We start from the raw sequence: 26376 nt of genomic DNA, 5'->3' as shown, positions 1-26376 counted from the left end.
CCCTACCGCGATTCGCCGCCCCGGTCGGGCAGACGGAGATCACCGCCGGTGGCGGCGGCGCGGAGCGCCTCGAAGGCGTCCGGCGCGGTGGTCTCGGCGCCGATCCGGTCGCCGGTGAACGCGCCGTGGTCGTCGCTGGAGCCGGTCGCGGCGAGCCCGAGCGCGGCGGCCAGGCCGCGCAGCCGGGCGCGGTCCTCGGGGGCGTGGTCGGGGTGGTCCGTCTCGACCCCGGCGAGCCCGGCGGCGGCGAGCCTCTCGATCACCTCGTCCTCGAACACGTACCCGCGGCGGCGCGCCCGCGGATGCGCCAGGACGCACACTCCCCCGGCGGCGCGGACCAGCTCGATCGCCCGCTCCGGGTCGAGCGCGTACCGGTCGACGTAGGCGCGGCCGCCCTGCGCGATCCATTGGGACGTGAACGCCTCGTCCGCCGTCTCGATCACGCCGGCCTCCACCATGGCGCGTGCGATGTGCGGGCGTCCGACCGCCTCGCCGCTCGCCAGCGCGCGGACCATGTCCCACGTGACGCCGGCGCCCAGCCCGCGGAGCCGCTCCACCATGGCGCGCGCCCTGATCACCCGGTCGTCGCGGATCCGGGCCAGCTCGGCGGCCAGCTCCGGCTCGCCGGGATCGAACAGGTAGCCCAGCATGTGCAGGCTCCGGCCGCCCTCCTTGCACGACAGCTCGATGCCGGGGACGAGCGCCAGCCCGTCGGGGAGGGACGCGGCGGCCTCGTCCCAGCCCGCGACCGTGTCGTGGTCGGTGAGCGCGACGACGTCCACGCCGTTGCCGCGCGCCCGCCGGACGACCTCGGCCGGCCGCCGGGTGCCGTCGGACGCGTCACTGTGGCAGTGCAGATCGATCCGCATGAACCCTTCCTACCAACCGGACGCGGCTCAGCCGTCGAGGCGGGGGCTGTGCGCGCCGTAGGGGAGGTCGAGCTCCATGCCCGGTTCGCGGAGGTCGAGCAGGGTCAGGCGCTCCAGCAGGAGCACCCCGGAGTCGGCGGGCCACAGCACCGCCCACAGCCAGTTCCCCATCGCCTCGCCGACGTAGGCGGCGCGGTCGGGGCGGTCGCCGACCGTCCACATCGGCACCGTCTGCCCGCAGGTCGCGGCGGGGCCGCCGACCTCCAGCTTCACGTGCGGCGGGCCGCCGTTGAACCCGTTCCCGGGATCGGGGCCCGCGAGCCCGGCGTAGTGGGCGCCGAGGCCGATCCCCGGCTCCTCGGCGATCAGGACCATGTCGGCGGGGCCGCGCAGCAGGCCCGGCCCGGACACCGCGACGGCGGTCGCGCGGGCGCCCGAGCGCTCGTCCCCGACCGTGGTGAACCCCGTGACGAGCCAGGCCGCCGGGAGCGGCCAGGGCGTCCAGACGGGGACCCTCGCGTCCCGCAGCACGGCGGCCAGCCCCTCGGGGCCGGGGCGCTTGGACGGCTGGCGCGGCAGTACGGCGCCGTGCACGCCGCAACTCCAGTCGCTGGACCAGAGGTTCGGCGCACTGACAGGACCCCCGCAGCGCGGGCATGTGGGCTCCGCCCTCATGAGTAACCACCTTGCGCGGCCGCATCCCGCCTCGTCAAGGCGGGTGGGGCCTCGCCAGGGAAAAGTGGCGAGAAAATGGGGTCATGCGAGTGCGCTGCGTTGGCGGGATCGTCCGGGACGCCGAGGGGCGGTTCCTGCTGGTGAGGCGCGGGCACCCGCCCGGCGAGGGCCTGTGGTCCATCCCGGGCGGGCGGGTCGAGCCCGGCGAGGACGACCCCGCGGCGGTCGTCCGCGAGTTGAGGGAGGAGACCGGCCTGGACGTCCTCGTCGGCGCCCTGGCCGGGACGGTCGAGCGCGCCGGGCCCGGCGGCGTCGTCTACGAGATCCACGACTACACGGCGACCGCGACCGGCGGGACGCTCCGCGCGGGCGACGACGCGTCCGACGTGCGCTGGGTCGCGCCCGCGGAGCTGGCCGGCCTCCCGATGACGCCCGGCCTGCTCGACGCCCTGGCCGAATGGGGCGTCCTGTGACCGGACGGCCCCTCCGGACGGACTAGGAGGCGTGCGCGGGCTCGGTGGCCGCCGTCACCGGCGCCTGGCCGTCCCCGTCGCCGGCCGTGACGGTCCGGACCCGCATCCGCCGCGCCAGCCACAGGACGGCGGCCGCGTACAACAGCATCGGGACGATGTCCGCCGCGACGACCTGCCACGGGACGCTGCCCTGCTCGATGTCGAGTTGGCCGACCGCGGCGGGCCCGAGGAACGCCATCAGGTTGTTGAACACGTGCAGGGCGATGCCGGACTCCAGCCCGCCCGTCCGCACCGCGAGCCACGCCGCGATAGCGCCGAAGGCGAAGATGTCGAGGATGCCCCAGCCGGTGTAGCCGTGCCCCGACGTGAACAGGGCCGACCCGACGACGATCCCCGGCCACGGCGTGCGGAACACGACGCTGAAGGCGCGTCCGACGCGTCCCCTGGCGTTCTCCAGAGTGCAGGCGCCGACGGCTTGGAGCATCCAGCCGCGGAACACGTACTCCTCCGCCGCCGACTGGAACGGCACCAGCAGGATGATGACGACGGCCGGGGCGACGAACTTCCCCCACCCCACCCAGTGCTCGTCGCCGCCCGACTGGTCGTGCATGGCGGCGCCGGCGACGATCGCCGTCCCGTAGGAGACGGCGCAGAACAGGATCGCCAGGCCGCTGCAGGCCAGCAGCCAGCGCCAGCGCAGCCGTCCCGCGACCGAGGAGAGCGTCCCCGGCCGCCGCCGCTGGACGACCCATGCCCCGAGCAGCGCGACCGGCAGGAACAGCGCCAGCGCGCCGAGGTTGAAGGCCAGGTCGGCCGTCTGGTCGCCGAAGATCTGGTCGCCCGTCCCGGAGGTGTCCGGGGCCTCGCCGGTGACCAGCGCCTGGACGATGACCCCCACGATCATCAGCCCGATGGCCAGCGCCATCCCGACGACGGCGATCCCGAGGGTGCCCACCAGCGGGCGCCACCACCGGTGCGCCTCGTTGCGCGCCAGCCGGTGGAACGGGACCTCCTTCGGCGTCGGCACCGTCCAGGGCCGCTTGGCCGCGTGGATCCCGTACCCGGCGCCGTAGGGGCCAGGCCCGTACGCGCCCGGCGGCTGCGCGGGCGCCCCCTCCCAGTACGGCATCCCGGGCTTGTACGCGGGCAGTTGGCCGGTTCCGTAAGGCTGGCCGGCGCCGTAGGCCTGAGCGCCATAGCCCTGCTCGCCATAGGGCTGAGCGCCGTAGGGCTGCTGGGCTCCGTACGGCTGCCCGGCCTCGGACGGCTGTCCGGGGCCGTAGGGCTGCTGGGCCGCGGGAGGCCATCCGGCGTCTTGGGGCTGGGCCTGGTCCGGCGACGGCCGGCCGGGGGCGGGCGGCTGCGCCTCGCCGTGCGGCACGGGCCGGGAGCCGGACGGCTGCGGGTCCCTCTGCGGCTCGCGCCCGAGTTCGGGGTCTAGGGGTGCCCAGCCATCGCCGTCCCCTGCTCCTGCCACGTGCGACCCCTTCTGGTGGACCCTGGTGTTCGGCGAACCCTTGCGTACAACCTGGGACGAATCGTACGGGTCCTTCAGTTCCCGGGCGGGTCGAAGCGCTTCGTCCGCGCCATTCCCGCCGCCCTGCCCTTGGCGGCGACGACGAGGGCCATCTTCCGGGACGCCTCGTCGATCATCTCGTCCCCGAGCCGGGCGGCGCCGCGTCCCTCGCCGAGGGAGTGCTCGTAGGCGTCCAGGATCAGTTCGGCGTGGTCGTAGTCGTCCTGGGACGGGGAGAAGACCGCGTTGCCCGCCTCGACCTGGGACGGGTGCAGCACCCACTTGCCGTCGAAGCCGAGGGCGGCCGAGCGCTCGGCGACGCGGGTGAAGGCCTCCACGTCGCGGACGTTGAAGTAGGGCCCGTCGATCGCCTGGAGGTCGTGCGCGCGGGCTGCCATCAGGATCCGCATGAGGATGTAGTGGTAGGCGTCGCCCTCGGTGTAGCCGGGCGGCTGCTCCCCGACGACGAGCGTCTTCATGTTGATCGACGCCATGAGGTCGCCGGGCCCGAGGACCAGCGTCTCCAGCCGGGGCGAGGACGCCGCGATGGCGTCGACGTTGACCATGCCCCGGGCGTCCTCGATCTGCGCCTCGATGCCGATGCGGCCGACGGGCAGCCCCATGGCCCGCTCGATCTGGGTGAGGAGCCGGTCGAGCCACTGGACGTGCCCGGCGTCCGACACCTTCGGCAGCATGACCGCGTCGAGGTTGGCGCCGGCGCCCTCGACGACCTCGATCACGTCCCGGTAGGCCCAGTGGGTCTCCAGGTCGTTGACGCGCACCACCCGCGTCTTCCCCGTCCAGTCGCCGTCGTTGAGCGCGGCGACCACGGTCGCGCGGGCCGCCTCCTTGGCCGACGGGGCGACGGCGTCCTCCAGGTCGAGGAAGACCTCGTCGGCGGGCAGCCCCTGCGCCTTCTCGATGAAGCGGGGATTGCTGCCCGGGACCGCGAGGGTGGTACGTCGAGAGCGCATGGCCCCGGATGCTATCCAGCGGTATGAGACCCTCGTCGCATGGGTCTGAACAGGGCGCTGGTGGAGGAGGCGGCCAAGAAGTCGGGGCTGCTGTGGCTGGAGCTGCCCGGCCTCGTCCAGCCGCGCGCCGCCTGGCACGTATGGCACGACGGGTCGGCGTACGTGCTGACCGGCGGTGAGGGCGAGCAGCCGCTCCCGGGGCTGCCGGAGGCCGCGCAGGTGACGGTGATCCTGCGCAGCAAGGACAAGGGCGGCCGGCTCCTCGCGTTCGTCGCCGACGCCGAGCGGGTCGAGCCCGGCACGGCGCTGTGGGACGAGGTGACGCCGATCCTCGCCAAGGAGCGCCTCAACGCCCGGACGCACGAGGGCCAGGTGGAGACGTGGGCCGAGGAGTCGTGGATCGTGCGCCTCACCCCGGCCGACGAGGCCGTGGAGGCGGACGACGAGTACGCCGCCGTGCGGCCGGTCCCCACCCCCGCGACGACCGCCGGCGCGCCCCCGCGCATGTACGGCGGCAAGCGGCGGCACGCCGACCGGTAGCCGCCGCCGAGCCGGCCGGCGGCAGCGGCCCTCACATCGGCAGGTAGCGCCCCTCCGCGACCGCGCGCAGCTTGTCCGGGTTGGCGATCAGGTGGAGGGCCGTGATCCGGCCGTCCTCGCCGATGTCGGCGGACACGGCGCTGATCGGCCCGGCCGGGCCGTCCACGACGATCGCCGGCTCGCCGTTGAGCTCGACGCGCCTGAACCGCATGTCGGCCGGGTCGACGCCCTGGTAGGGCTGCCCCTCGATGGCGGCGAGGAAGCGCGCGACCTTCTCCGCGCCGAAGATCGCCCGGAGCGGCGCCCGGACCTTGCCGCCGCCGTCCGACCACAGCGCGACGTCGGGCGCGAGGACCTCCATGAGCTTGTTGACGTCGCCGCCGAGGACCGCCTCGAAGAACCGCTCGGTGGCGGCGCGCCGCTCGGCGCCGCCGGCCTCGAAGCGGGGGCGGCGCGCCTCCACGTGCTTGCGGGCGCGGGTGCCGAGCTGCCGGACCGACGCCTCGGAGCGGTCCAGCGCCCGGGCGATCTCGGCGTAGGGGTAGCCGAAGACCTCCTTCAGCACGAAGACGGCGCGTTCGAGGGGGCTCAGCGTCTCCAGGACGACGAGCATCGCCATCGACACCGACTCCGACATCTCGGCGCCCTCGGCGACGTCGGGCGAGGTCAGCATCGGCTCGGGCAGCCACGGCCCGACATAGGTCTCGCGCCGGGCCTGCGCCGAGCGCAGCCGGTCGAGCGCGACGTTGGTGGTGATCCGGACCAGGTAGGCCTTGGGATCGGAGACGCCGGAGCGGTCTCCCGCCGACCAGCGGAGCCAGGCGTCCTGGACGGCGTCCTCGGCGTCGGCCGCCGTGCCGAGCATCCGGTACGCCACCGCGAACAGCAGGTTGCGGTGCTGCTCGAACGGCTCTGCGAAGGCGTCGCTCACGGTTCTCCACCCTTTCACGTCCCCTTCGCCCCCAGACACCGGGTCCCGGCCGGATGTGACATACCCGTCCGGATCAGCCCCGAGATCACGGGTAGTGTCCAGGCCATGAGCGGAGCTCCGTCGCGGGTGTTCCTCGCCCGGCTCGCGGGCGTCGCGGTGTTCGACCCGGCGGGAGACCAGGTGGGCCGGGTGCGCGACGTCGTGGTCGCGCTGCGCCTCGCGCCCCGCCCACCGCGGGTGCTGGGCCTCGTGGTGGAGGTCGTCTCGCGCCACGCGGTGTTCCTGCCGATCACCCGGGTCACGGTGATCGAGCCGGACGCGATCGTCTTCGACGGGCGGCTGAACGTGCGCCGCTTCCAGAAGCGCGGGTCGGAGACCCTGGTGATCGCCGAGATCCTCGACCGGACCGTCCGGGTCCGCGAGACCGGCGCCGCCGTCTCCGTGGTGGACGTGGCGATGGAGCCGACCCGGACCCGCGACTGGCTCGTCACCAAGGTCGCCGTCCGCCGCCGGACGGGCCGGGGCCTGCGCAAGCGCGGCGAGAGCATGGTCGTCGACTGGGACGCCGTGGAGGGGTTCTCCGCCGTCGAGCACGGGCAGGGCGCGGCCGGGCTGATCGCCGCGTTCGAGCGGATGAAGCCCGCCGACCTCGCCACGATCGTGCACGAGCTGCCGGAGAAGCGGCGCACGGAGGTCGCGGTCGCGCTCGACGACGAGCGGCTCGCCGACGTCCTGGAGGAGCTGCCCGAGGACGACCAGATCGAGATCCTCGGCAAGCTCGGCGTGGACCGCGCCGCCGACGTCCTGGAGGCGATGGGCCCCGACGACGCCGCGGACCTGCTCGGCGACCTGCCGACCGAGCAGCGCGAGCAGCTGCTGACGCTGATGGAGCCGCGCGACGCCGCCCCGGTCCGGCGGCTGCTCACCTATCCCGACAACTCGGCGGGCGGGCTGATGACGACCGACCCGGTGGTCGTCCCGCCGGACGCGACGGTCGCCGAGGCGCTCGCGCTGATCCGCCGCCCCGATCTGAACCCGGCGCTGGCGGCGCAGGTGTACGTGTGCCGCCCGCCGACCGCGACGCCGACCGGCCGCTACCTCGGCACGGTGCACTTCCAGAAGCTGCTGCGCGAGCCGCCGCCGACCCTGGTCAGCGGGATCGTGGACACCGCGCTGGACCCGCTGCGCCCCACCATGTCGCTGGAGGCCGTCGCGATGTTCCTGGCCACCTACAACCTGGTCGCGGGCGCGGTCGTCGACGAGAACGGGCACCTGCTCGGCTCGGTGACGATCGACGACGTCCTCGACCATCTGCTGCCCGAGGACTGGCGGGAGGCCGCGATGGAGGCGACCGCCGAGGGGGCCGCCGATCCCGAGGAAGAGGCTCTGCGGGGGACGACATGACGACGACACGCGAGATGACCGCGCGCCTGGACCAGCCGAGGGAGCTGCGCAGGTCGCTGCTGCCGCGCCGCCTCTACTACGACCCCGAGTCGTTCGGGCGGGTGTCGGAGCAGATCGCCCGGTTCCTCGGCACGGCCCGCTTCATCGTCTACATGACGGTGTTCGTCTCGCTGTGGCTCGGGTGGAACGTGGTGGCGCCGCCGTCGCTCCGGTTCGACCCGTACCCGTTCATCTTCCTGACGCTGATGCTGTCGCTGCAGGCGTCCTACGCGGCCCCGCTGATCCTGCTCGCCCAGAACCGGCAGGACGACCGGGACCGCGTCCAGTACGAGCAGGACCGGTCGCGCAACGAGCGGAGCATCGCCGACACCGAGTACCTGACCCGGGAGATCGCCGGGCTGAGGGTCGCGCTGAGCGAGGTCGCCACCCGCGACTTCGTGCGCTCGGAGCTCCAGCAGATCCTCAAGGAGCTGGATGCGAAGAACCCCGTCCCCTAGGCGGGGTCCCCCTCGTCGGCGAGCTTGTCCAGGATCCGGCCGAGGGTGCGCACGTCCGGCTCGTCCAGCCGGCTCAGGACGTGGTCGCGGACGACCTCCCGGTAGGTGGGCCCGGCCTCGGCGAGCCGCGCCCGGCCCTCGGGGGTCAGGGCGGCGAACAGGCCGCGGGCGTCGCTCGCGCAGGACTGCCTGGTCACCAGCCCGTCCCGCTGCATCCGGTCGACCAGCCGCGTCAGGCCGCTGCGCGACATCAGCACGCGGTCGGCGAGGTCGTTCATCCGCAGCCGCCCGTGCGGCGCCTCGCCGAGGTGCATCAGCACGTCGTAGGAGCCGGGCGCCAGGTCGTGGCGGGCCAGCAGCTCCGCCTGCAGCCGGCGGGAGAGCTGCGCCTGCGCGCGCAGCAGGGTCCGCCACACGATCAGCTCGGCGGCGGCCGGGGCGGTTTCGCCGGTCACGGACCGATCGTAGGCCCGAGCGCCGTCCGGGCGATGGGCGGCCGCCCCGCGTGAGGTCGCACACCATGGCGTGTGAGGCCGGACACCCTGATTAGCAGGTTGGCACGCGGGGTTCATACCATGGACACATGGCCTCCCTTGTGACGACCGAGCGGGTGAACGCGGCCCTTGCCACGGTGCTCGATCCCGAGATCCGTAAGCCCATCACCGAGCTCGACATGGTCAAGAGCATCGACATCGACGCGGACGGCGCCGTCCGCGTCGGCGTCTACCTGACCGTGGCCGGGTGTCCGATGAAGGACACCATCACCAAGAACGTCACGGAGGCCGTGTCCAAGCTCGACGGCGTCTCCTCCGTGCGCGTCGACCTCGACGTGATGAGCGAGGAGCAGCGCAAGGAGCTGCAGACCAAGCTGCGCGGCGGGCAGCCCGCCAAGGAGATCCCGTTCGCCCAGCCGAACTCGCTGACCAAGGTGTACGCGGTCGCGAGCGGCAAGGGCGGCGTCGGCAAGTCGTCGGTGACGGTGAACCTCGCCGCCGCGCTGGCCGCCCAGGGCCGCAAGGTCGGGGTCGTGGACGCCGACATCTACGGCCACTCGGTGCCGCGGATGCTGGGCGTGGACACCCCGCCCACCAAGGTCGAAGACATGATCATGCCGCCGACCGCGCACGACGTGAAGGTGATCTCGGTCGGCATGTTCACCGCCGGGAACCAGCCGGTCGTGTGGCGCGGGCCGATGCTGCACCGCGCGCTCCAGCAGTTCCTCGCGGACGTGTACTGGGGCGACCTCGACATCCTGCTGATGGACCTGCCGCCCGGCACCGGCGACATCGCGATCTCGGTCGCGCAGCTGCTGCCGTCCGCGGAGATCCTCGTCGTCACCACCCCGCAGCAGGCCGCCGCCGAGGTGGCCGAGCGGGCGGGCGCGATCGCCGCGCAGACCCACCAGCAGGTCGTCGGCGTGATCGAGAACATGTCCTACCTGACGTGCCCGCACTGCGGGGAGCAGCAGCACATCTTCGGCGAGGGCGGCGGCCAGACGGTCGCGGACGCGCTGACGAAGACGCTCGGGACGCGCGTCCCCATGCTCGGCCAGGTGCAGATCGACCCGCGCCTGCGCGAGGGCGGCGACAACGGCGTCCCGCTGGTGCTCGCCGACCCCGACGCCGGCGCCGCCAAGGAGCTGCGCACGATCGCCGACAAGCTCGCGGGCCGCAGCCGCGGCCTCGCCGGCATGTCCCTCGGCATCAGCCCGAAGGGCCGCTGACCGGCACCTGCCCGGGGCCTCGCCCCGGGCAGGAGGTCAGGCCGGGACGGGCGGGCACACCCCGGACCGCGGTGGGCCGCCGGGGGGACGGAAGGTCCGGAAGGTCAGGTCGCCTCGTTGTCGAACGGCGGCTTCTCGCTCGGGCCGAGGCCGGTGGTCGTCGTCACGTACGAGGGCTCGTCGTCGAAGAGGCCGGAGTCGTTCTTCGGATAGGTGTCGTCGTCCTCGAAGAGGTGCTTGCGGACGAACGTCTTCGGGTTGAGGTCGTTGAGGTCGAAGTCCTTGAACTCGGGGCCGAGCCCCTCCTGGAGGTCGGCCTTGGCGCTGTCGGCCATCTGGCGGAACTGCCGCAGCATCCGGCCGGCCTGCCCCGCGACCTGCGGCAGCTTGTCCCCGAAGATGACCAGGGCGAGGACGACGAGCACCGCCATCTCACCGAGTCCGACGTCGAACAACCCGTCCTCCACACACCGGCCCGCCGCGGCGGGCCACACAACCCAAGGGGACCGGCCCAGAGGCGGGCCGGTCCCCCCAGCGTATCCCCAGCCCGGATGAACCGGACTTGAACATCCGCGCCTAGTCGGACCCCAGGGTCACCTGGGTGGTCGCCTCCTTGCCGCCCCGCTGGTACGTGAGCGTGACGCGCTCGCCCGGCGCGCGGCTCCGGATCTGCGCGATCAGGTCGGTGGCGTCCTCGATCGGCTTGTCGTCGACCTTGGTGATCACGTCGCCGGGCTTGAGGCCCGCCTTGTCCGCCGGGCCGCCCTTGGTCACCGGGTCCTGCCCGTTGACCGGCTGCTCCATGATCCGGGCGCCGCCCTCCTGGTAGCGGGGGTCGGGCAGCACGCCGAGCTTGGCCTGCTTGACGGTCCCCGTCCGGATGATCTCCTCGGCGATCCGCTTGCCCTGGTTGATCGGGATCGCGAAGCCGAGCCCGATGCTGCCGCTCTGCTGCTCCCCGCCCATCGACTGGCCGCCGAGCGTCGCGATCGCGGTGTTGATGCCGATCACGCGGCCCTTGGCGTCCACCAGCGGTCCGCCCGAGTTGCCCGGGTTGATCGCGGCGTCGGTCTGGATGGCGTTGAGGTAGGACGCGTCGCCGCCGCCGCCCTCGCCGCGCGTGGGCACGGCCCGGTTCAGCGAGCTGACGATGCCGGTGGTGACCGAGCCCTGCAGGCCGAGCGGCGAACCGATAGCGATCACCGGGTCGCCGACGGCGATGGCGCTGGAGTCGCCGACCGGCAGCGGGGGCAGCGAGTGCTGGCCCTCCGGCTTCAGCACGGCGACGTCCGAGCTCGGGTCGGCGCCCTTGATCGTGGCGGGCAGCGTCTTCTTGTCGTTGAAGACGATCTGGATCTGGCCGCCACCGCCGCCGCCGCCGGAGGCGACATGGTTGTTGGTGATGACGTAGCCGCCGTTCACGATGAAGCCGGTGCCGCCGATCTCGCCCTGCGCGGACTGCACGCGGATCATCACGACGCTCGGGAGCACCCGCTGCGCGACGCCCGCGACCGAGTCCGGCGGGCGGCTCTGCACCTTGGTGTCGCTGCTGTTGCTGCCGCCGAGGCTCACCGACGAGGGGTCGTCGTCGCCACCGGTCGCGATCACGCCGATCCCGGCGCCGACGGCCCCGGCCACCAGCGCGACGATCAGCGCGACGACGGCGAGGAGCCCGAGGCCCGGGCCGCCGCGCGACGACGACGGAGGCGCGGGCACCGGCGCCCAGTTGGGCCCGGTGCCGCCGGGCGGCATCCCGTAGCCCGCCATCGGGCGGGGGCCGGGGCCGCCGGGGGGCGGCGGGCCGGGCGGCGCGGGCGGCGGGCCCATCGGCGGGCGGCCGGGCGCGGGCGGCGGCGGGCCCTGGTGGGACTGCTGCGGCCAGCCCCCGTACGGGCCGCCCTGCGCGGCCCTCGGGTCCTGGTTGTGCGGGACGAACCCCGGCCGCGGCCGGTCGTCGGCCGCCTCCACGGGCGGCTTGTCGAGCGGGACCGGCGGCGGGGGCTGCGGCATGTCGCGCGGCGGGGCGTCCTGCAGCGGCACCTCCTGCGGCATGTCCGCGGCGGCCTGGGAGAGCACGTCCTCGCTGGTGTCGGGCGGGCCGCCGAACGAGTCGGGCGGCGCGAACCCCCCGGCCACCAGGCGGTCGCCCTCCTCGCCGGACTCGCGCCCGTCCTCGGGGCGCGGTTCGGCGCCGTCCTCGGCGCGGGCCGGTCCGGGCTCGGGGTCGTCGGCCTCGGGGTCGTCCACCGGCTGCTCCAGGGGGATCTCCCGGTCGGTCACCGTCTCGGGAGGGGCCGCCGCCTCCTGACGCTCAGGCTCCTGGCCGGGGACGACGTCGTCGTCCTCCGACGGCGCCCTGACCGGGCCGCGGTTGTCTTCCGTCATCCCCATCTCTCCTACCGAGCATGGTCCTCGTTATCCGTGCTCATGCTGCCCCGCATGGCATGTGGCGAGCATAAGACCTGCCGCCGATACCCACATCTCGGGTCAATCGAACGGATTCGCCGCTGTGGCAAGGCGTCGAGCGCCGCGGGAGAGGCGCTTCCAGTGGGACGCGGAGCCGCGCGGCATGCTCAGCGCCACCGCCGTCGCCGTGCTCTGCGGCGCGTCCGTCACGACCGTGTAGACGTAGCCGTTCCCGGCCGACACCGCCCAGCGCCGCAGCGACTCGCGGCGGAACACCGTCCGGCCCCGGCGGGCGGTCCGCTGCCAGCCCGCCATGCCGCGCTCGTCGAGAGAGCCGCGCTGCACGAACACCGACACGGCGGCGAGTCCGTCGGAGTAGCCGAGGTGCAGGGCGCCGCCGTCCTTCTCGCGCCGCGCGTCGTAGAGGGTGAGCCGGCCCGGCAGCTCCTCCGGGACGGGCCAACCGCGGTCGCGCAGCTCGGCGAGGCCCGCCCGGTCCAGCTTCCGGCCCCACGCGCTCGCGCTCTCGCGGACGCGGGTGTTCTCGACGGGGCTGCCGGCGCTCGCGCCGGGGAACCGGGACAGGCCGCCGAGCGGGCGGCTGAGCGGGGACGGCTCGATCGGCGAGGCGCTGAAGCTGATCTCGGTGAAGCCGCTGGCGACCACCGGGCGGCCGGTGGCGTCGATCAGCTCGCGGTGCAGCATCAGACCGGTGTCCCGGTCGATCCAGAAGCGCCCGGCGGGGCTGCCGTCGGCGCGGCGCGCCTCGACGACGCGGGCGGGGCGGCCGCAGACCGAGGCGTCCGGCGCGCGCACCACCGAGTAGTTGCGGGTCAGCAGCGCCAGGGTCGCCGGCGTGAAGCCGGTGGTGTCCCCGGCGGCGGACTCCGGCCGGTAGCCCTCCCCCGCGGCCCCGGACCGGTACCGGATGCCCGCGCCCGGCGTGTGGGACACGGCGACGCGGGAGGTGGCGGCCCTGCCGCCGCTGCGGGTGGTGAGGAACCGCCGGCCCTCGTAGGGGACGCGGCGGGCGGCGTCGGCGGCGCCGCGCAGCAGCGCGAGCGCGCCCGGGTCGCTGCGGACGCGGCGCGCGGGGGCGGGGTCGCCGGTGAGCGTCACGGCCAGCGCGAGGGCGCCCGCGAGCCCGGCGGCCAGGGCGGCGCCGCGCCGGCAGCGCCCCCTGGAGGTCGCGCGCCTCACGGCCCCGGGGAGACCTGGACCTGGTTGACCGGGTCGGTGAGCGGATCGGTCATCGGCGCGTCACCGGAGGTGAGCGCGTGCTCGACGGCGAACCGGTCGAACGCGGGGGTGACGGCGGGGGCGTCCTGGCGCCCGCCCGCCATGTAGGAGGCGGTGCCGAGGCCGAGGAAGAGGGTGGCGGCCCCGACCACGAGGTAGCGGCGCCGCGGCTGGACGCGGACCGCGGCGGCGTGGCCGGCCGGGCGGGCGTCGCGCGGCCGGTTGTCGCGGGGACGGGCGGCGTGCGGCGGCCGGACGGGACGGGCCGATGATCGGAGGGGCCGGGAGGGGTGCCGTGAGCGCGCCCCGGCATGCGGGGCCGCCGGCTCGATCGGGAGGTCGGGAACGGTCGCGTCAGGGGCGTCGGCCGGGTCCGGAAGCCCGCCGGACGCGGGCAGGGTGCGCAGCCGGTCCAGGAAGTCGCCGGACAGGAGGTCGCCGGTCCCGTCGGCCGCCGGCGGCTCGGAGAGCCCCCGCAGGCGTCCCTTCAGCTTGCGCAGCTGGTCGGCCTCGTCCCGGCAGTCGGCGCATCGCGCGAGATGGGCGTGGGCGCGCTCGCGCTCCTCGTCCCCCAGCTCACCGTCGACCAGCGCGGTCAGACGCTCCCCCAGACAACTCACGCCGCCTCCGTCGATTCCGTTCCGTCGGGCGCGCGGTCCCGCCCCGCGCGCGGTAAGCACAGCTTTACACGCCGTCCGGCAGCGGCCGGACGCCGCCCGCCGCGTGCAGCCCCCCGGGCTCGCCGTCGGCCGCCGGGTCGCCGCATGCGACGGCGGCCTGGAAGTCGTTGCGGGTGCCGGGCCGGCGCCGGGTGGGCGCGCGGTGCTCCAGCGCCGCCCGCAGCTGCGCACGCCCCCGGTGGATGCGGCTGCGCACGGTGCCGAGCTTGACGCCGAGGGTCGCGGAGATCTCCTCGTAGGACAGCCCCTCGATGTCGCACAGCACGACGGCGGCGCGGTAGTCGGGGGCCAGCGCGTCGAGTGCGGCCTGGACGTCGGCGTCGAAGTTGTTGTCGTCGAACGCCTGCGCCGGGGTCGGCTCGCGGCCCTGGAGGCGCTCCGCGGCGTCGTCGGCGAGTCCCTCGAACCGGATGCGCTGGCGGCGCCGGGCCATGTCGAGGAACAGGTTCGTGGTGATCCGGTGCAGCCAGCCCTCGAACGTCCCCGGCGTGTAGTTCGACAGGGAGCGGAACACCCGCACGAAGACCTCCTGCGTGAGGTCCTCGGCGTCGTGCTGGTTGCCGGTCAGGCGGTAGGCCAGCCGGTAGACGCGGGCGGAGTGCTCGCGGACGACCTCGTCCCAGGACGGCGGCGCCCATTCGGCCTCGGGGGCGTTCTCTCGGGTGCGAGCGGCGTTTCCAAGCCCCTGCCTGGCGCCGACCCCCACAGCGCTTCTGAAACTGAGTGCTGCGACTCCCATGGTGCCGGGCTGTTCCTCTCTCGTGAGCCAAGGTCTCGCCTTGGAACGGCACGGTCTCGCCTGGGCTGGGGCGGTTCTGATACCGACTCGGTGCTTGCCTGTGTCCCTTACAACGCGCTGAAACGCCAGTTGGTTCCCCTGCAACGATATGGTCTTCCCAGCATGAGCCATGCGGGGGTCCCACGAGGAGGCAGCCATCGACGCCATTGAGGCCACCCGGGCCTATGTGGAGGATTTCCTCCCCGAGGACGAGCCGCTCCTGAACGCCAGGCGCCGCGGCCAGGAGGTCGGCGCGGTGCCGATCGGCCCGGCCGGGGGCGCGGCGCTGCGGTTCATCGCGACGCTGATCGGCGCGCGGACGGTCGTGGAGGTCGGCTCGGGCTGCGGCGTGTCCGGCGTCTACCTGATGCGCGGCATGCCGAAGGACGCGGTGCTGACGAGCGTCGACATCGAGCCGGAGCACCAGCGGCTGGCGAAGCAGGCCTACCGGGAGGCGGGCCTGTCCGGATTCCGCACCCGGATGATCATCGGCCCGGCGCTGGAGGTCCTGCCGCGCCTCACCGACGGCGCCTACGACATGGTGTTCTGCGACGCGGCGAAGCGCGAGTACCCCGAGTACCTGGTCGACGCGCTGCGCCTGCTGCGGCCGGGCGGCGTCGTCGCGTTCGACAACGCGCTCTGGCACGACCGGGTCGCCGACCCCGACCAGCGCGACCCCGACACCGAGGCGATCCGCGAGGTGCACCGCATGATCCGCGAGGACGACCGGCTCGTCCCGCTGCTGGTCCCGGTGGGCGACGGCCTGCTCTGCGCCGTCCGGCGTGACTGAGGACGCCCTCCGCGACCGGGCCGCCGGGGAGGCGTTCGCGGTCCGGGTGCGGGTCACCTGGCGCGGGGTGTGGCGGCTGGCCGCGTTCGCGATCCTGTTCCTGGCGTCGGTGGGGTTCGTCGCGGGCGGGGCGATGCGCGGCGCGGGCGTCGGCAGCGTCGTGGTCATGGTGCTGGGCGTGGCGGGGCTCGGCCTGTTCGGGGCGGGCCTGCTGGTGTCGGCCGGCGGCATGCTGTCGCGCCGGCCCGTCCTGGAGCTCGACGGCGCCGGCGTGCGGCGCCCCGCCGGCTGGCCGCTGCCGCGCCGGTCCGGGCGGACGCTGCCCTGGGACGAGGTGGCCGCGATCACGGCGCTGCGGCGCGGCGTCGGCGGCACCCGCCGCGGCGAGCAGGACTACCTGGTCTTCCTGCCGACCCCGGAGCTGGCGGAGATGGCGCGCACGGCGGAGCGGGCGCACCTGGTGGCGCTCACGATGCGGGACGTGCCCGCCACGGCGGCGGCCGTCCCGTGGTGCTTCGCGGTGGAGCCCGGGTGGGACGCGACGCTCCCGGAGATCGTCAAGCAGGCCAGGCGGCGGCGCCGCGTCCCAGTGATCGACCGCCGCGTGCAGTGACCGCCGCGTGAAGCGACCGCCCGTCCGCGCGGGCGGGCCGGGTCAGGCCGTCAGCCAGTCCAGCAGGAGGCGGGCGCCGTAACCGGTGGCGCCGCGGGTGATCTCGGCGTCCTCGGAGGTGGAGCGGCCGGGCCCGGCGATGTCGAGGTGCGCCCAGGGCCGGTCGCCGACGAACTCGCGCAGGAACAGCGCCGCCGTGATCGAGCCGCCGCCGTAGCCGCCGCGCCCGATGTTGTTGATGTCGGCCACGTCGGAGTCGATCGCGGCGCGGTACTCCTCCACCAGGGGGAGCCGCCACACGGGCTCGCCGGCGGCCTTCCCGGCCCGGGTGAGGGCCTCGGCGAGGGCGTCGTCGCTCGCGAACAGGGCCGCGTGCTTCAGGCCGAGCGCGACCTTGGCGGCGCCGGTGAGCGTGGCGACGTCCACCACCGCGTCGGGGTCGAGCCGCGCGTCGGCGTAGGCGAGCGCGTCGGCGAGGACGAGCCGCCCCTCGGCGTCGGTGTTCAGCACCTCCGACGTCGTCCCGCCGTAGTGGGCGATCACGTCGCCGGGGCGCATCGACGAGCCGGACGGCATGTTCTCCGCCGCGGCGACCAGGCCGGTGACGCGGGTGCGGACGCCGAGGTCCCGCAGCGCGCTCATCACGGCGATGACGACGCCGCCGCCCGCCATGTCGGTCTTCATCGTCTTCATGCCCTCGTTGGGCTTCAGCGACAGGCCGCCGCTGTCGAACGTGATGCCCTTGCCGACCAGGACGACATGGCGCGGCGAGGCCCCGTCCGCGTCCGCGGGCTCGTAGGAGAGCTCGATCAGCCGGGGCGGGCGGGCCGATCCGCCCCCGACGGCCACCAGGCCGCCGAACCCCTCCTCCACCAGTTCCTTCTCGCCGCGCACGCGGACGGTGAGGCCGGACTCGGCGGCGACGCGCTCGGCCTGCGCGGCGAGCCAGGAGGGGTCCTTCTCGCGGGACGGCGTGTTGGCGAGGTCGCGGGCGAGGGCGGTGGCCCGGGCCCGCGCGGTGCCGAGCTCGATCGCGGGGGCGTCCGACTCGGGCCCCGCCTCGGTCAGCACGGCGAGGGTGCCGAGCGCCTTCTTCGGCGGGGCGGCGCCGATCCTGAACTCGTAGGAGGCGAGCAGCGCGCCCTCGACGAAGGCGGCGAGGTCGCCGTCCGGGACCCCGGCGACGAGCGCCGTCCGCCCCTTGCCGCGGCGGGCCAGCGCGGCGCCGGCCCTGCGCAGGTCGCCCGGGGCGGCGTCGCCGACCCCGTAGAGCAGCAGCTCCCGGACCCGGTCGCCGACGCGGACCTGTGTGGCGATGATCTCACCCGGCTCGCCCTTGGCCTGGTGCAGCGCGAGCAGCTCGTCCAGCGTGAAGGGGAGCGAGGCCGCGACCTCCGCCGCGGGGGCGAGGGGGCCGGACCGGACGGGCACCGCCACCACCTCGGCCCCGAGGTCGACCGCGGTCTGCGACACGGTGCCGCCGGCACCGTGGATGCGGGTCTCGATGGGCATGGCGGTGGGTCCCCCCTGATCGCTGAATCGTTACGGGAAAATGGCAAGGGCCCCGGCGGCGTCGCCGGGACCGTCACCAACAAGCCGGGAGCGGCGGGGCCGTCAGCCCACGACGTCCTTGAGGGCCTCCCCGAGCTCCTTGGCCTCGTCGGCGGAGAGCTCGACCACGAGGCGGCCGCCGCCTTCTAGGGGGACCCGCATGACGATTCCGCGTCCCTCCTTGGTCACTTCGAGCGGACCGTCTCCCGTCCGCGGCTTCATCGCCGCCATGCGTGCATCCCCTTCCTAAGTAGGGCCGCGGCCTCGCACACCTCTGGCCGCGTGGCCGCGTGTCGCATCCGCGTCATCAGTAGTGGTCCATTATCTCGTCTTCCGGGCGCGAAGTGGTAACGATCAGCCTCCAGATCGGCAGCCGGGACCCGTGGACGCAGGTCGCGGCCCCCCGCGGGCCTCAGGATCGGCGGCGGCGGGACGGCCCGGGCCCCCGGCCGCGGGCCGCCGCACCGGGGGGCGGGACCGCTCTTGCCCGCCCCGCCGGTGTTCGTCGAAGGTGGCCTGGGAAGATCTACCGAGGACCGAGAGGACGACGATGTCTGAGACCGTGCTTTACGACGTGACCGACGGAGTGGGGACGATCACACTCAACCGTCCCGACGGGATGAACTCCCTGACCGTCGAGATGAAGGAGTCCCTGCGCGCGGCGGTGGTGCGCGCCGCGGCCGACCCGGCGGTCCGCGCGGTCATCCTGACGGGTGCGGGGCGGGCGTTCTGCGCGGGCCAGGACCTGCGCGAGCACGGCGACAACCTCGCCGCCGGCCGGGGCCTGGACGGCACCGTCCGCGACCACTACAACCCGATCGTGCTGGCGATCGCGGGCATGCGCAAGCCGGTCGTGGCGGCGGTGAACGGCGTGGCGGCGGGCGCGGGCGCGTCGCTGGCGTTCGCGTGCGACCTGGTCGTCGCGTCCGACAAGGCCCGGTTCGCGACCGCGTTCACCGGGATCGGCCTCGCCCCCGACAGCGGCATGTCGTGGACGCTCCAGCGCCTGGTCGGCCGTGCCAAGGCGGCCGAACTGCTGATGCTGGGCGAGCCGGTCAAGGCCCAGGAGGCGCTGGAGATGGGGCTGGTGACGCGCGTCGTCCCGGCCGACGAGCTCGCTCCGGCGTCGGTGGAGCTCGCGCGCCGCCTCGCGTCCGGCCCGACGGTCGCCTACGGCGCGGTCAAGGCGGCCCTCGACCACGCCGCGACCCACGACCTGGCGTCCGCCCTCGAACGCGAGGCGGAACTCCAGGACGAGTGCGAGAAGACGAGCGACCACCACAACGCGACCGAGGCGTTCCTGAAGAAGCAGCAGCCCGTCTTCGAAGGCCGCTAGCGCCGCCGCACGCCGGGCTCCCCCTGGGCGGGGGTAGGGCCTTCCCCCGCATGGAGTGGGGAGCCCGCGTCAATGTGGGCGAGGGGTGCCCGGCGGTTTGCTGGACGGCATGATGCAGACAGCCGCCGCACCCCCTGCCGGGCAGGTCAACGACCACGTCGCCGTCGCGCGCGACATCGTCAGGTCCTACGGGACGGGCGAGAACGAGGTGACCGCGCTGCGCGGCGTCTCGGCGTCCTTCCCCCGGGGCCGGTTCACCGCGATCATGGGACCGTCCGGCTCCGGCAAGTCGACGTTCCTGCACTGCATGGCCGGGCTCGACACCGTCACGTCCGGCTCGATCCTGATCGGGGACGTGGACATCACCCGGCTGTCGCGGACCCGGCTGACGAAGCTGCGCCGCGACCGGCTCGGTTTCGTGTTCCAGTCGTTCAACCTGCTGCCGATGCTGACGGCCGAGGAGAACATCCGGCTGACCGGGCGCCTCGGGAACCGGCGTCCCGACCGGGAGTGGTTCGACACGATCGTGGACGCGCTCGGGCTGCGGGACCGGCTGTCGCACCGGCCGAGCGAGCTGTCGGGCGGGCAGCAGCAGCGGGTCGCGGTGGCCCGGGCGCTGCTGACCCGGCCGGAGGTGCTGTTCGCCGACGAGCCGACCGGCAACCTCGACTCCCGGTCGGGCGCCGAGGTGCTGGGCTTCCTGCGCGGCGCGGTGGACGCCTACCGGCAGACGGTGATCATGGTGACGCACGATCCGGCGGCCGCCGCGCACGCCGACCGGGTGCTGTTCCTGGCCGACGGGATGATCGTGCACGAGCTGCTCGAGCCGACCATCGACGGCGTCCACGCCGTGATGCGCCGGATGGAGGGCTGAGCGCCATGTGGCTGATCGCGCGCCGCTCCTTCGCCGAAAGCTGGACGCGGCTGACCGCCACGCTGCTGGCGGCGGTGTTCTCCATCGGACTGATCGCGGGCGCCCTGCAGTTCACGCTGCGGGCGCAGGAGGCGGTGTCGGGCAGCGACGCCAGCGAGTACTCCCGCGCCGACGTCCTCGTCCAGGGCGGCTCGGCCGACCCCGACGACCCGTACTCGCCGCCGGACGGCCGGGTCGACCTGAGCGCCGTGGCGGGACGTCCCGGCGTCGCGGCGGCCGCGGGCGACGCCATGGTCCCGGTGACCGCGAGCGGCTCGAACGGCAAGCCGATCCTGCCGCCGGCCGGGGCGGGGACGGCGCTGCGGCCGTGGACGCCGGACGGCCGCCTCAACCCCTACCACCTGGAGTCGGGACGCGCGCCCGCCGCCGACGGCGAGGTCGCCGTCACCCGGCACGTGGCCCGCGCGGGCGGGCTCGACGTCGGCGACACCCTGAAGGTGCTGCTGCCGAAGCAGAGCCGGGACATGAGGATCGTCGGGATCGTCACCGTGCAGGGGCACAGCGCCGTGGCGAGCGGCGACCTGCTGCTGGCGCCCCCCGGCACCGTCGCGCAGGCGGCGGGCCTTCCGGCGGGGACGTGGCAGAGCGTGTGGGTCAAGGCGTCCGGCGGATCGGCGTCCGAGCTGCGCACCGCCCTGGCGCGCGAGCTCGGCAAGGACGTCACCGTCCGGACGGCGGCGGACGTCCGGCACGCCCAGTCCGCCGAGCTGGAGAGCGCCGGAGGATCGATCGGCGGCGCCATCGGCATGATCTCGTCCGTCGCGGTGTTCGTGGGGCTGTTCGTCGTCGCCAACACGTTCGGCACGCTCGTCCGGCAGCGGACCCGGCGGCTGGCGCTGCTCAGCGCGATCGGCGCGACGCCCCGGCAGATCAAGCGGCTGATCCGGTTCGAGGCCCTCGCCCTCGGCGTCGTCGCCTCGGCGGGCGGCACCGCGCTCGGCTACCCGGTGTCGGCGCTGCTCACCCACCTGTTCGCCGAGGACGGCTTCGACATCTCCGCCGCCGACGCGCAGTACGGCTGGATCGCGCTCGCGATCCCCGCCGCGGCGGGGATCCTCGTCACCCAGCTCGCGGCCCGCCGCGCCGCGCGCCGCGCCGCGAAGATCTCCCCGATGGAGGCGCTGCGGGACGCGAGCACCGAGACGGCGGGCCGCCGCTGGCCGCGCGTCCTCGGCGCCCTGGGGGTGTTCGCCTTGGCCTGGATCTTCTTCGGGGGCGTCTTCGGGATCCGCTCGGAGGAGCCGCCCGGCCCCGAGCGCACCGCCGGCACCAGCGTGATGGTCCTGCTGGGCTGCATGACGACCGTGGCGTCGCTCGCCGTCCTCGCCCCGTTCTTCGTCGGCCCCCTCGGCGGGCTGGTCGGCCGCATCGGGACGTCCGTGAGCGGCGAGGCGGGGCGCCTCGCCCGCGCCACCATCACCCGCAGCCCGCGCCGCGTGTCGTCGGCGGCGTCGTCCCTGATGCTCGGCGTCGCGCTGGTCGCCTCGACCGCGCTGATCGTCCTGTCGGTGGACGCGCGGTTCGCCACGACGGGCCGGGAGGTGATGCGGGCCGACCACGCGATCACCGCGACCGGGATGACCTCGGACGGCCAGGCGCCGCTCCCCAGCGACACCGCGCGGAAGGCCGCGGCCGTGCCCGGCGTGACCGCCGCGGCGGCGCTCACGACGTCCCAGGTCAAGCTCGTGTCTCCCCCGTCCAAGAAGCCGTCGCCCGAAGAGGACCCGGTGCCGGTCTACCTCACCGTGACGGGCGCCGACCAGGCGGCGGTGCCGGCGGTGCTGAAGCTCGGCGGCCGCCTTCCCCGGCTCGGCGACGGCCAGGTCGCCCTTACGTCCACGGTCATGAAGGGCCAGAAGATCAAGAAGGGGCAGCGGGTCGTCGTGCGCGGCGCCCGCGGCCGGGTCGAGCTCACCGTCGCCGCCGCCTACCACGACCCGTCGCACCTGTTCGCCGACCAGGCCCTCGTCTCGGAGGCCACGATGGACCGGCTCGACCCGGCCGCGGCGACGCAGGTGGTGCTCGTCCGCGGCGGCACCGAGCGGGCCCTGTCCCGCGCCTTCGCGGACGCGCCGGGCCTGAAGGTGCTCGACCGGACCGGCTACGTGAAGACGGCGTCCGCCGCGATGACCAAGGGGATGAGCGTCATCTACGGCTTCATCGGGATGGCGCTCGTGCTCGCCCTGTTCGGCATGGCGACCACCGTCTCGATGAGCGTCGGCGAACGGACCCGCGAGTTCGGCCTGCTCGGCGCGGTCGGCGCGACGGACGCGCAGATCCGCTCGATCGTCCGCTGGGAGGCCGCGACCGTCGTCCTGCTCGGCAGCCTCCTCGGCCTCGGCACGGCCCTGGGCACGGCGTCCCTCCTGCACCTCGCCACGGGCAGCTCGTTCCTGGCCCCGAACGCCCCCTGGTGGCTCTTCGCCCTGGTCATCGCAGGCGCCGCCGCCGTCACCCACGCAGTCTCGGCCCTCCCCGCAAAAAGAGCCGTGGCCATCGCCTCGCCCCTGGGCGCGCCCCCGGTGACCCGCCCCGTGATCAGTGGGCTCCGTGTCGGTGGCAGGCCTTCAGATGGTCGTCTACGAGGCCGCAGGCCTGCATGAGGGCGTAGGCGGTGGTGGGGCCGACGAAGCGGAAGCCGTGCTTCTTCAGCTCCTTGGCGAGGGCCTTCGAGGCGTCGGTGTAGGCGGGGACATCCGACATGTCGGCATAGGACGGGGAGTCGGGGTCGGCGTAGCGCCAGGCGGTCGCGGCGAGGCCGCCCGGCAGGTCGAGCGCCGCGCGGGCGTTGCCGATCGCGGCGTCGATCTTGGCGCGGTTGCGGACGATGGCGGCGTCGGCCATCAGCCTCTCGACGTCGTCCGGGCCGAACGCGGCGACCTTCGCCATGTCGAAGCCGCAGAACGCTGCGCGGAAGCCCTCGCGCTTGCGCAGGATCGTCAGCCACGACAGGCCGGACTGGAACGCCTCCAGGCACAGCCGCTCGTAGAGCCCCTGGTCGTCGCGGACCGGACGGCCCCATTCGTCGTCGTGGTAGGCGATGTAGTCGGGCGCCGACAGCGCCCACGGGCAGCGCGCCAGCCCGTCCTCGCCAAGAATCGCGGTGCTCACGCGCCCCGTTCTACCTCATGCCTGCGACAGCGCGGCGAGGCGGCGCAGCCCGAGGGTCATGAACGCGCGCACGACCGGCCCGGCGACCAGCCAGCCGGCGCGGCCGAGGGGGCCGAGCGGCAGGTCGACGCGCTCCGCCCAGACGACGCGGCTGCCGGCCCCCTCCGGGAGGACCTTGAAGTACGCCTCGCCGCGCACCACGCGGCCGGTGTGCCGGACGGCGACGCGGCGGCCCGCCCGCCAGTCGGTGATCACCATGGTGTCGAGGAAGCCGACCGGGCCGACGCCCGTCCAGGCCCGCAGCTCGTCGCCGACCTTGTCGCCGCCCTCCGCGCTCGTGAACGGCATCCATTCGGCGTGCCGCGGCCAGTCGGTGAGGACCTCGAAGACCCGGTCCGGCGGGGCCGCCGAGACCGCCTCCGCGTGGACGGCGACCGCGCTCACGAGTGCTCCTCCTCCTTCGGGGCGCCGTCCGGCTCGACGGGCTCCTTGCGCAGCGGCACCCGGGCGCCGGGCTCGTCGATGCCGTGCAGGGCGCCGACCGGGCGGGACGGTTCCGCCTCGCCGAGGCGCTTGCGGAGGTCGCGAAGCTGCCGCTCCAGGTCGGCCACGCGGGCGTCTCGCTCGTGCAGGGCCTCGGAGAGTCGGTGGACAGCGTCGTCCGTCACGTGCGTCTGGTACCCCCAGATGGTCCTGGGGAACCGGACATGGGAGACGTCCCATCCGATGACGGGACGCCCTTCGGCGTCCACGCTGACCGGCGGATAGTCGGGATGGGCCTCGGCCAGCTCGCCGCCCCTGCCCATGGCGAGGACGACGACGGCGCCCAGCACGGCCACGCCGGCCAGGACGAGAACCACGACCACGATCACGCTCCGATCTGACGGCACCCCATCTGGAGGACGACTCCCCGTCCCCGATCGTGCCACGCTTGGCGGCATGGGGTTGCAAGAGCGCAAGGTCCTTCCACCGGACGCTCCGGTTCCGGGCGGTGTCGTGGACGCGGGCACGGCGCCCCCGGCGAGCCGCGTGGAGCGGCTCGTCGCGTCCGGGGACGCCGTGCTGGTCACGCTGGAGACGGACGCCCGCGAGCCCGACCCGGGCCTGCTCGCCGCGGCGTCGGTCTACGCGTGGCTGGGCGCGACCTGGTTCCGCGTGCCGGAGTCCCAGGCGGACGGGACGCGCCAGGTGCTCGACATGGTGGCCTCCATCCGGGGCACCCGTCCGCCGTCCGTCGCCCGCCGGGGCCTCGCCTGATCGGCGGGGCCGGGTCCGGCGTCAGCCGCGCAGGCGGTGCCAGGGCCCGGTGATCGCGAACGTCGCGCCCGGTCCGGACTGGCGGTTGGCGAACAGGATCCGCCCGTCCGGGGAGAACGTGACGCCGGTGAGCTCGCTGTCGTTGAGGGCGTTGCGGGCCATCGCGAACGGCTCGTTCCGGCGGGTGGTCCCGATGAGGTACTGCTCGCCGTCGCCGTCCTCGGCCAGGATCACGCCGCCGCCGTAGGGGGAGACGGTGATGTTGTCGGGGCCGTCGAAGCGCCCGCCCGGCTTGAAGACGAGCTGGAGCTCGACCTCGCCGCGGTGCGGGTCGTAGGTCCAGACCTGCCCGGCGTGGTCGGCGGCGCCGCCGTCGGCCTTCCGGGAGAAGCTGCACACGAAGTACGCCTTGCCGTGGCCCCACCAGGCGCCTTCGATCTTCTGGCTCCGCGTGATCGTGTCGAACTGCTTGCGGATCGAGGTCTGCTTCGCCGACGGGTCCGGGACCTCCAGCCATTCGGCGCGGAACCGCGTGCCGGGCTCCTGGACGGCCGACAGGTCCGGGACGCCGGGGACGTTCAGCGCCTCCAGCTTCCCGCCCGCCATGTAGGCGTGGTAGCCGCCGCGGTGGGCGCGGGGCCGGAACCGGTAGAAGAGCCCGAACGGCTTGGACGCGTCCTCGGTGAGGTACGCGGTGAGCGTGTGCGGGTCGACGGCGACGGCCTCGTGGGCGAACCGGCCGAGCCCGGTGAGCGGGACGGGCTCGGTCCTGCGGCCGGTCGGGTCGACCTCGAACACCCAGCCGTGGGTCTTGGTCTGGCCCGTGAACCCTTCGGTCTCCTCGCAGGTCAGCCACGTTCCCCACGGGGTCCGCCCGCCGGCGCAGTTGGTGGCGGTCCCGGCGAGGCTGACGTACTGCGACAGCAGGTTGCCCTTGCTGTCGACCTCCAGCGTGGTGGTGCCGCCGTTGGCCGCGGGGTCGTAGGTCCACTCGGGGCGTCCCACGGCGCGGGTGCCGTTGTTGCTCTGCTCGTGGTTGCGCAGCAGGCGGGTGCGGCCGTGGCGGCCGCCGGGGAAGGTGGCCATCCCGTCGTGGTGGCCGGGGACGACGACGCCCTCGGAGATGGGTTCGCCTTCGACCGAGAACGTCTTGTAGGAGAAGCCCTTGGGCAGGTCCAGGACGCCCTTGGGGTCGGGGACCAGCGGGCCGTAGCCGTAGGCCTCTCCCGTTTCGGCTCCCGCGGAGGTCTGGAAGATTCCGTCCAGGCTTCCGGCGAGGGCGATGGACAGCGCGCCGGCCGCGCCGCCCTTGACGACTCCGCGACGGGTCACGGACATGGGCACTCCTTTGTGAGAGGGGATCACGCGGGAGCCTGGTCGCCGCCTCTGAACCGGCAGTGAACGATCACCGGCCAGGAGGGAAAACCCCAGGCCAACGTTGGTCCGATCTCATCGGGAGTGCCGGAACGCGCGCGGTGCGTGGTCTCAGAGGAGTTCCACTGCGGCGTCCACGGCCGCGGCGACGTCGCCGTCCGGCGGGTAGAGCAGGGACCGGCCGACCACCAGGCCCCGGACCGTGGGAAGCCGCAGCGCACGCCGCCACCCCTCCCGCGCCGCGACGGGATCGGCGGCCACCTCCCCGCCCAGCAGCAGCGCAGGAAGCGTCGACGCGGCCATCACCCGCTCCATGCCGGCCACCACCGGCACCTTCAGCCACGTGTACGCCGACGTCGCCCCCAGCCCCGACGCGATCGCGACCGCACGCGTCATCGCCTCCGGCGACAGGTCGTTGCGGACCCGCCCGTCCACCCGACGCGAGATGAACGGCTCCACCATCGCCATCAACCCGCGCCCGGCCAACTCCGACACCGCCCGAGCACACGCCTCCAACGTGCGAACGGTCGCCGGGTCCTCATCGTCCACCCGCAGCAGCATCTTGCCGCCGTCCAACCCCGACGCCGCGATCGCAGCCGCACTGTAAGCGGTGAAACGGTCATCGATCTCAAACGACGACCCCGCCAGCCCGCCCCGGTTCATCGAACCGACCACGACCTTGCCCTCCAGCACGCCCAGCAGCAG

At 74.3% G+C, this 26376-nt stretch carries 29 protein-coding genes; 11 read left to right on the top strand and 18 right to left on the bottom strand.

Annotated elements, in window-relative coordinates; translation table 11 throughout:
• Window positions 1-2 precede the first annotated feature (2 nt).
• Together AB0C21_RS23870 and AB0C21_RS23865 are read right to left on the bottom strand one after the other, a co-directional pair.
• Window positions 3-869, bottom strand: a complete 867-nt coding sequence (locus AB0C21_RS23870) for a PHP domain-containing protein (RefSeq protein ID WP_500207012.1) — start codon at window positions 867-869, stop codon at window positions 3-5.
• A 27-nt stretch (window positions 870-896) separates the two neighbouring features.
• Window positions 897-1544, bottom strand: a complete 648-nt coding sequence (locus AB0C21_RS23865) for a DUF6758 family protein (RefSeq protein WP_500207010.1) — start codon at window positions 1542-1544, stop codon at window positions 897-899.
• Between the two features lie 83 nt (window positions 1545-1627).
• Between AB0C21_RS23865 and AB0C21_RS23860 the strand changes: the two genes are divergently transcribed.
• Window positions 1628-2017: an NUDIX hydrolase gene (locus tag AB0C21_RS23860; RefSeq protein WP_500207008.1), complete on the top strand. Its 390-nt coding sequence runs from the start codon at window positions 1628-1630 to the stop codon at window positions 2015-2017.
• Window positions 2018-2039: 22 nt separating this feature from the next.
• Here AB0C21_RS23860 and AB0C21_RS23855 read toward each other — a convergent pair whose 3' ends face one another.
• Both AB0C21_RS23855 and AB0C21_RS23850 read right to left on the bottom strand, forming a co-directional pair.
• Window positions 2040-3494, bottom strand: a complete 1455-nt coding sequence (locus tag AB0C21_RS23855; RefSeq protein WP_500207006.1) for a CPBP family intramembrane glutamic endopeptidase — start codon at window positions 3492-3494, stop codon at window positions 2040-2042.
• A 74-nt stretch (window positions 3495-3568) separates the two neighbouring features.
• Window positions 3569-4507 (bottom strand): HpcH/HpaI aldolase/citrate lyase family protein, encoded by a 939-nt coding sequence (locus AB0C21_RS23850; protein WP_500207005.1) that lies wholly within the window; start codon window positions 4505-4507, stop codon window positions 3569-3571.
• A gap of 39 nt (window positions 4508-4546) precedes the next feature.
• On the opposite strand from AB0C21_RS23850, the gene AB0C21_RS23845 reads away from it, so the two are divergent.
• Window positions 4547-5047: a hypothetical protein gene (locus AB0C21_RS23845; protein WP_500207003.1), complete on the top strand. Its 501-nt coding sequence runs from the start codon at window positions 4547-4549 to the stop codon at window positions 5045-5047.
• A gap of 31 nt (window positions 5048-5078) precedes the next feature.
• On the opposite strand, the gene AB0C21_RS23840 is transcribed toward AB0C21_RS23845, so the two are convergent.
• A complete protein-coding gene (locus AB0C21_RS23840; protein ID WP_500207001.1) occupies window positions 5079-5978 on the bottom strand; it encodes an RNA polymerase sigma-70 factor in 900 nt (299 codons plus the stop codon).
• Window positions 5979-6083: 105 nt separating this feature from the next.
• Here AB0C21_RS23840 and AB0C21_RS23835 point away from each other — a divergent pair, with 105 nt between their 5' ends.
• Both AB0C21_RS23835 and AB0C21_RS23830 read left to right on the top strand, forming a co-directional pair.
• Window positions 6084-7382 (top strand): magnesium transporter MgtE N-terminal domain-containing protein, encoded by a 1299-nt coding sequence (locus AB0C21_RS23835; protein WP_149263437.1) that lies wholly within the window; start codon window positions 6084-6086, stop codon window positions 7380-7382.
• Entirely contained in the window at window positions 7379-7879 is a 501-nt protein-coding gene (locus AB0C21_RS23830; RefSeq protein ID WP_149263436.1) for a DUF1003 domain-containing protein, read from the top strand. The genes AB0C21_RS23835 and AB0C21_RS23830 overlap by 4 nt, the downstream gene beginning before the upstream one ends.
• On the opposite strand, the gene AB0C21_RS23825 is transcribed toward AB0C21_RS23830, so the two are convergent.
• Window positions 7876-8334: a MarR family winged helix-turn-helix transcriptional regulator gene (locus AB0C21_RS23825; RefSeq protein ID WP_500206998.1), complete on the bottom strand. Its 459-nt coding sequence runs from the start codon at window positions 8332-8334 to the stop codon at window positions 7876-7878. The genes AB0C21_RS23830 and AB0C21_RS23825 overlap by 4 nt on opposite strands.
• A gap of 128 nt (window positions 8335-8462) precedes the next feature.
• Between AB0C21_RS23825 and AB0C21_RS23820 the strand changes: the two genes are divergently transcribed.
• On the top strand, window positions 8463-9602 hold the full coding sequence (locus AB0C21_RS23820; protein WP_149263435.1) for an Mrp/NBP35 family ATP-binding protein: 1140 nt from the start codon (window positions 8463-8465) through the stop codon (window positions 9600-9602).
• Between the two features lie 104 nt (window positions 9603-9706).
• Here AB0C21_RS23820 and AB0C21_RS23815 read toward each other — a convergent pair whose 3' ends face one another.
• From AB0C21_RS23815 to sigE, 5 genes are all read right to left on the bottom strand, one after another.
• Window positions 9707-10057: a sec-independent translocase gene (locus tag AB0C21_RS23815; RefSeq protein ID WP_500206996.1), complete on the bottom strand. Its 351-nt coding sequence runs from the start codon at window positions 10055-10057 to the stop codon at window positions 9707-9709.
• A gap of 121 nt (window positions 10058-10178) precedes the next feature.
• On the bottom strand, window positions 10179-11987 hold the full coding sequence (locus AB0C21_RS23810; protein ID WP_500206994.1) for a S1C family serine protease: 1809 nt from the start codon (window positions 11985-11987) through the stop codon (window positions 10179-10181).
• Window positions 11988-12089: 102 nt separating this feature from the next.
• Window positions 12090-13208, bottom strand: coding sequence for a sigma-E factor regulatory protein RseB domain-containing protein (locus tag AB0C21_RS23805; protein WP_500206992.1), 1119 nt, complete (start codon window positions 13206-13208; stop codon window positions 12090-12092).
• Window positions 13205-13867 carry an anti-sigma factor family protein gene (locus AB0C21_RS23800; RefSeq protein ID WP_500206990.1) on the bottom strand — a complete coding sequence of 221 codons (663 nt, stop codon included), beginning with the start codon at window positions 13865-13867 and terminating at the stop codon, window positions 13205-13207. Before AB0C21_RS23800 ends, AB0C21_RS23805 begins: the two co-directional genes overlap by 4 nt.
• A 64-nt stretch (window positions 13868-13931) precedes the next feature.
• On the bottom strand, window positions 13932-14666 hold the full coding sequence (gene sigE / locus AB0C21_RS23795; protein WP_353818666.1) for an RNA polymerase sigma factor SigE: 735 nt from the start codon (window positions 14664-14666) through the stop codon (window positions 13932-13934).
• Between the two features lie 169 nt (window positions 14667-14835).
• Here sigE and AB0C21_RS23790 point away from each other — a divergent pair, with 169 nt between their 5' ends.
• Window positions 14836-15495 carry an O-methyltransferase gene (locus tag AB0C21_RS23790; RefSeq protein WP_500206988.1) on the top strand — a complete coding sequence of 220 codons (660 nt, stop codon included), beginning with the start codon at window positions 14836-14838 and terminating at the stop codon, window positions 15493-15495.
• Window positions 15488-16108: a hypothetical protein gene (locus AB0C21_RS23785; RefSeq protein ID WP_500206986.1), complete on the top strand. Its 621-nt coding sequence runs from the start codon at window positions 15488-15490 to the stop codon at window positions 16106-16108. The genes AB0C21_RS23790 and AB0C21_RS23785 overlap by 8 nt, the downstream gene beginning before the upstream one ends.
• A 42-nt stretch (window positions 16109-16150) precedes the next feature.
• Here the strand turns inward: AB0C21_RS23785 and AB0C21_RS23780 are convergent, their stop codons facing one another.
• Window positions 16151-17620: a leucyl aminopeptidase gene (locus AB0C21_RS23780; protein ID WP_500206984.1), complete on the bottom strand. Its 1470-nt coding sequence runs from the start codon at window positions 17618-17620 to the stop codon at window positions 16151-16153.
• 102 nt (window positions 17621-17722) lie between these two features.
• Window positions 17723-17890 carry a DUF3117 domain-containing protein gene (locus AB0C21_RS23775; RefSeq protein ID WP_083980698.1) on the bottom strand — a complete coding sequence of 56 codons (168 nt, stop codon included), beginning with the start codon at window positions 17888-17890 and terminating at the stop codon, window positions 17723-17725.
• Window positions 17891-18209: 319 nt separating this feature from the next.
• Here AB0C21_RS23775 and AB0C21_RS23770 point away from each other — a divergent pair, with 319 nt between their 5' ends.
• The 3 genes from AB0C21_RS23770 (at window position 18210) to AB0C21_RS23760 (ending at window position 22532) form a co-directional block, all read left to right on the top strand.
• A complete protein-coding gene (locus tag AB0C21_RS23770) occupies window positions 18210-18995 on the top strand; it encodes an enoyl-CoA hydratase-related protein (RefSeq protein WP_500206981.1) in 786 nt (261 codons plus the stop codon).
• A 109-nt stretch (window positions 18996-19104) separates the two neighbouring features.
• Window positions 19105-19869: an ABC transporter ATP-binding protein gene (locus AB0C21_RS23765; RefSeq protein ID WP_500206979.1), complete on the top strand. Its 765-nt coding sequence runs from the start codon at window positions 19105-19107 to the stop codon at window positions 19867-19869.
• 5 nt (window positions 19870-19874) lie between these two features.
• The gene (locus AB0C21_RS23760) at window positions 19875-22532 is read left to right on the top strand and encodes an FtsX-like permease family protein (protein ID WP_500206977.1); all 2658 of its coding nucleotides are present in this window, start codon (window positions 19875-19877) and stop codon (window positions 22530-22532) included.
• On the opposite strand, the gene AB0C21_RS23755 is transcribed toward AB0C21_RS23760, so the two are convergent.
• Genes AB0C21_RS23755 through AB0C21_RS23745 form a run of 3 tightly spaced genes read right to left on the bottom strand, consistent with a single transcriptional unit; the run spans window position 22468 to window position 23912 of the window.
• Window positions 22468-23040 carry a DNA-3-methyladenine glycosylase I gene (locus tag AB0C21_RS23755; protein WP_500206975.1) on the bottom strand — a complete coding sequence of 191 codons (573 nt, stop codon included), beginning with the start codon at window positions 23038-23040 and terminating at the stop codon, window positions 22468-22470. The genes AB0C21_RS23760 and AB0C21_RS23755 overlap by 65 nt on opposite strands.
• A 15-nt stretch (window positions 23041-23055) precedes the next feature.
• Entirely contained in the window at window positions 23056-23484 is a 429-nt protein-coding gene (locus AB0C21_RS23750; protein ID WP_500206973.1) for an SRPBCC family protein, read from the bottom strand.
• Entirely contained in the window at window positions 23481-23912 is a 432-nt protein-coding gene (locus AB0C21_RS23745; protein WP_500206971.1) for a hypothetical protein, read from the bottom strand. Before AB0C21_RS23745 ends, AB0C21_RS23750 begins: the two co-directional genes overlap by 4 nt.
• A 67-nt stretch (window positions 23913-23979) precedes the next feature.
• Here AB0C21_RS23745 and AB0C21_RS23740 point away from each other — a divergent pair, with 67 nt between their 5' ends.
• Complete coding sequence (locus tag AB0C21_RS23740; protein ID WP_500206969.1) at window positions 23980-24297, top strand: hypothetical protein; 318 nt, start codon at window positions 23980-23982, stop codon at window positions 24295-24297.
• 21 nt (window positions 24298-24318) lie between these two features.
• Here AB0C21_RS23740 and AB0C21_RS23735 read toward each other — a convergent pair whose 3' ends face one another.
• Together AB0C21_RS23735 and AB0C21_RS23730 are read right to left on the bottom strand one after the other, a co-directional pair.
• On the bottom strand, window positions 24319-25635 hold the full coding sequence (locus tag AB0C21_RS23735) for an alkaline phosphatase PhoX (protein WP_500206967.1): 1317 nt from the start codon (window positions 25633-25635) through the stop codon (window positions 24319-24321).
• 147 nt (window positions 25636-25782) lie between these two features.
• Window positions 25783-26376, bottom strand: a 594-nt coding sequence (locus AB0C21_RS23730) for a Cgl0159 family (beta/alpha)8-fold protein (protein WP_500206965.1), incomplete at its 5' end; no start/stop codon positions are given.

Origin of the sequence: Spirillospora sp. NPDC049024, assembly GCF_040649235.1 — a bacterium.
Classification (GTDB): domain Bacteria; phylum Actinomycetota; class Actinomycetes; order Streptosporangiales; family Streptosporangiaceae; genus Spirillospora.
Note: the sequence above shows the minus strand (reverse complement) of the source record. Positions and strands in the feature narration are given on the sequence as shown.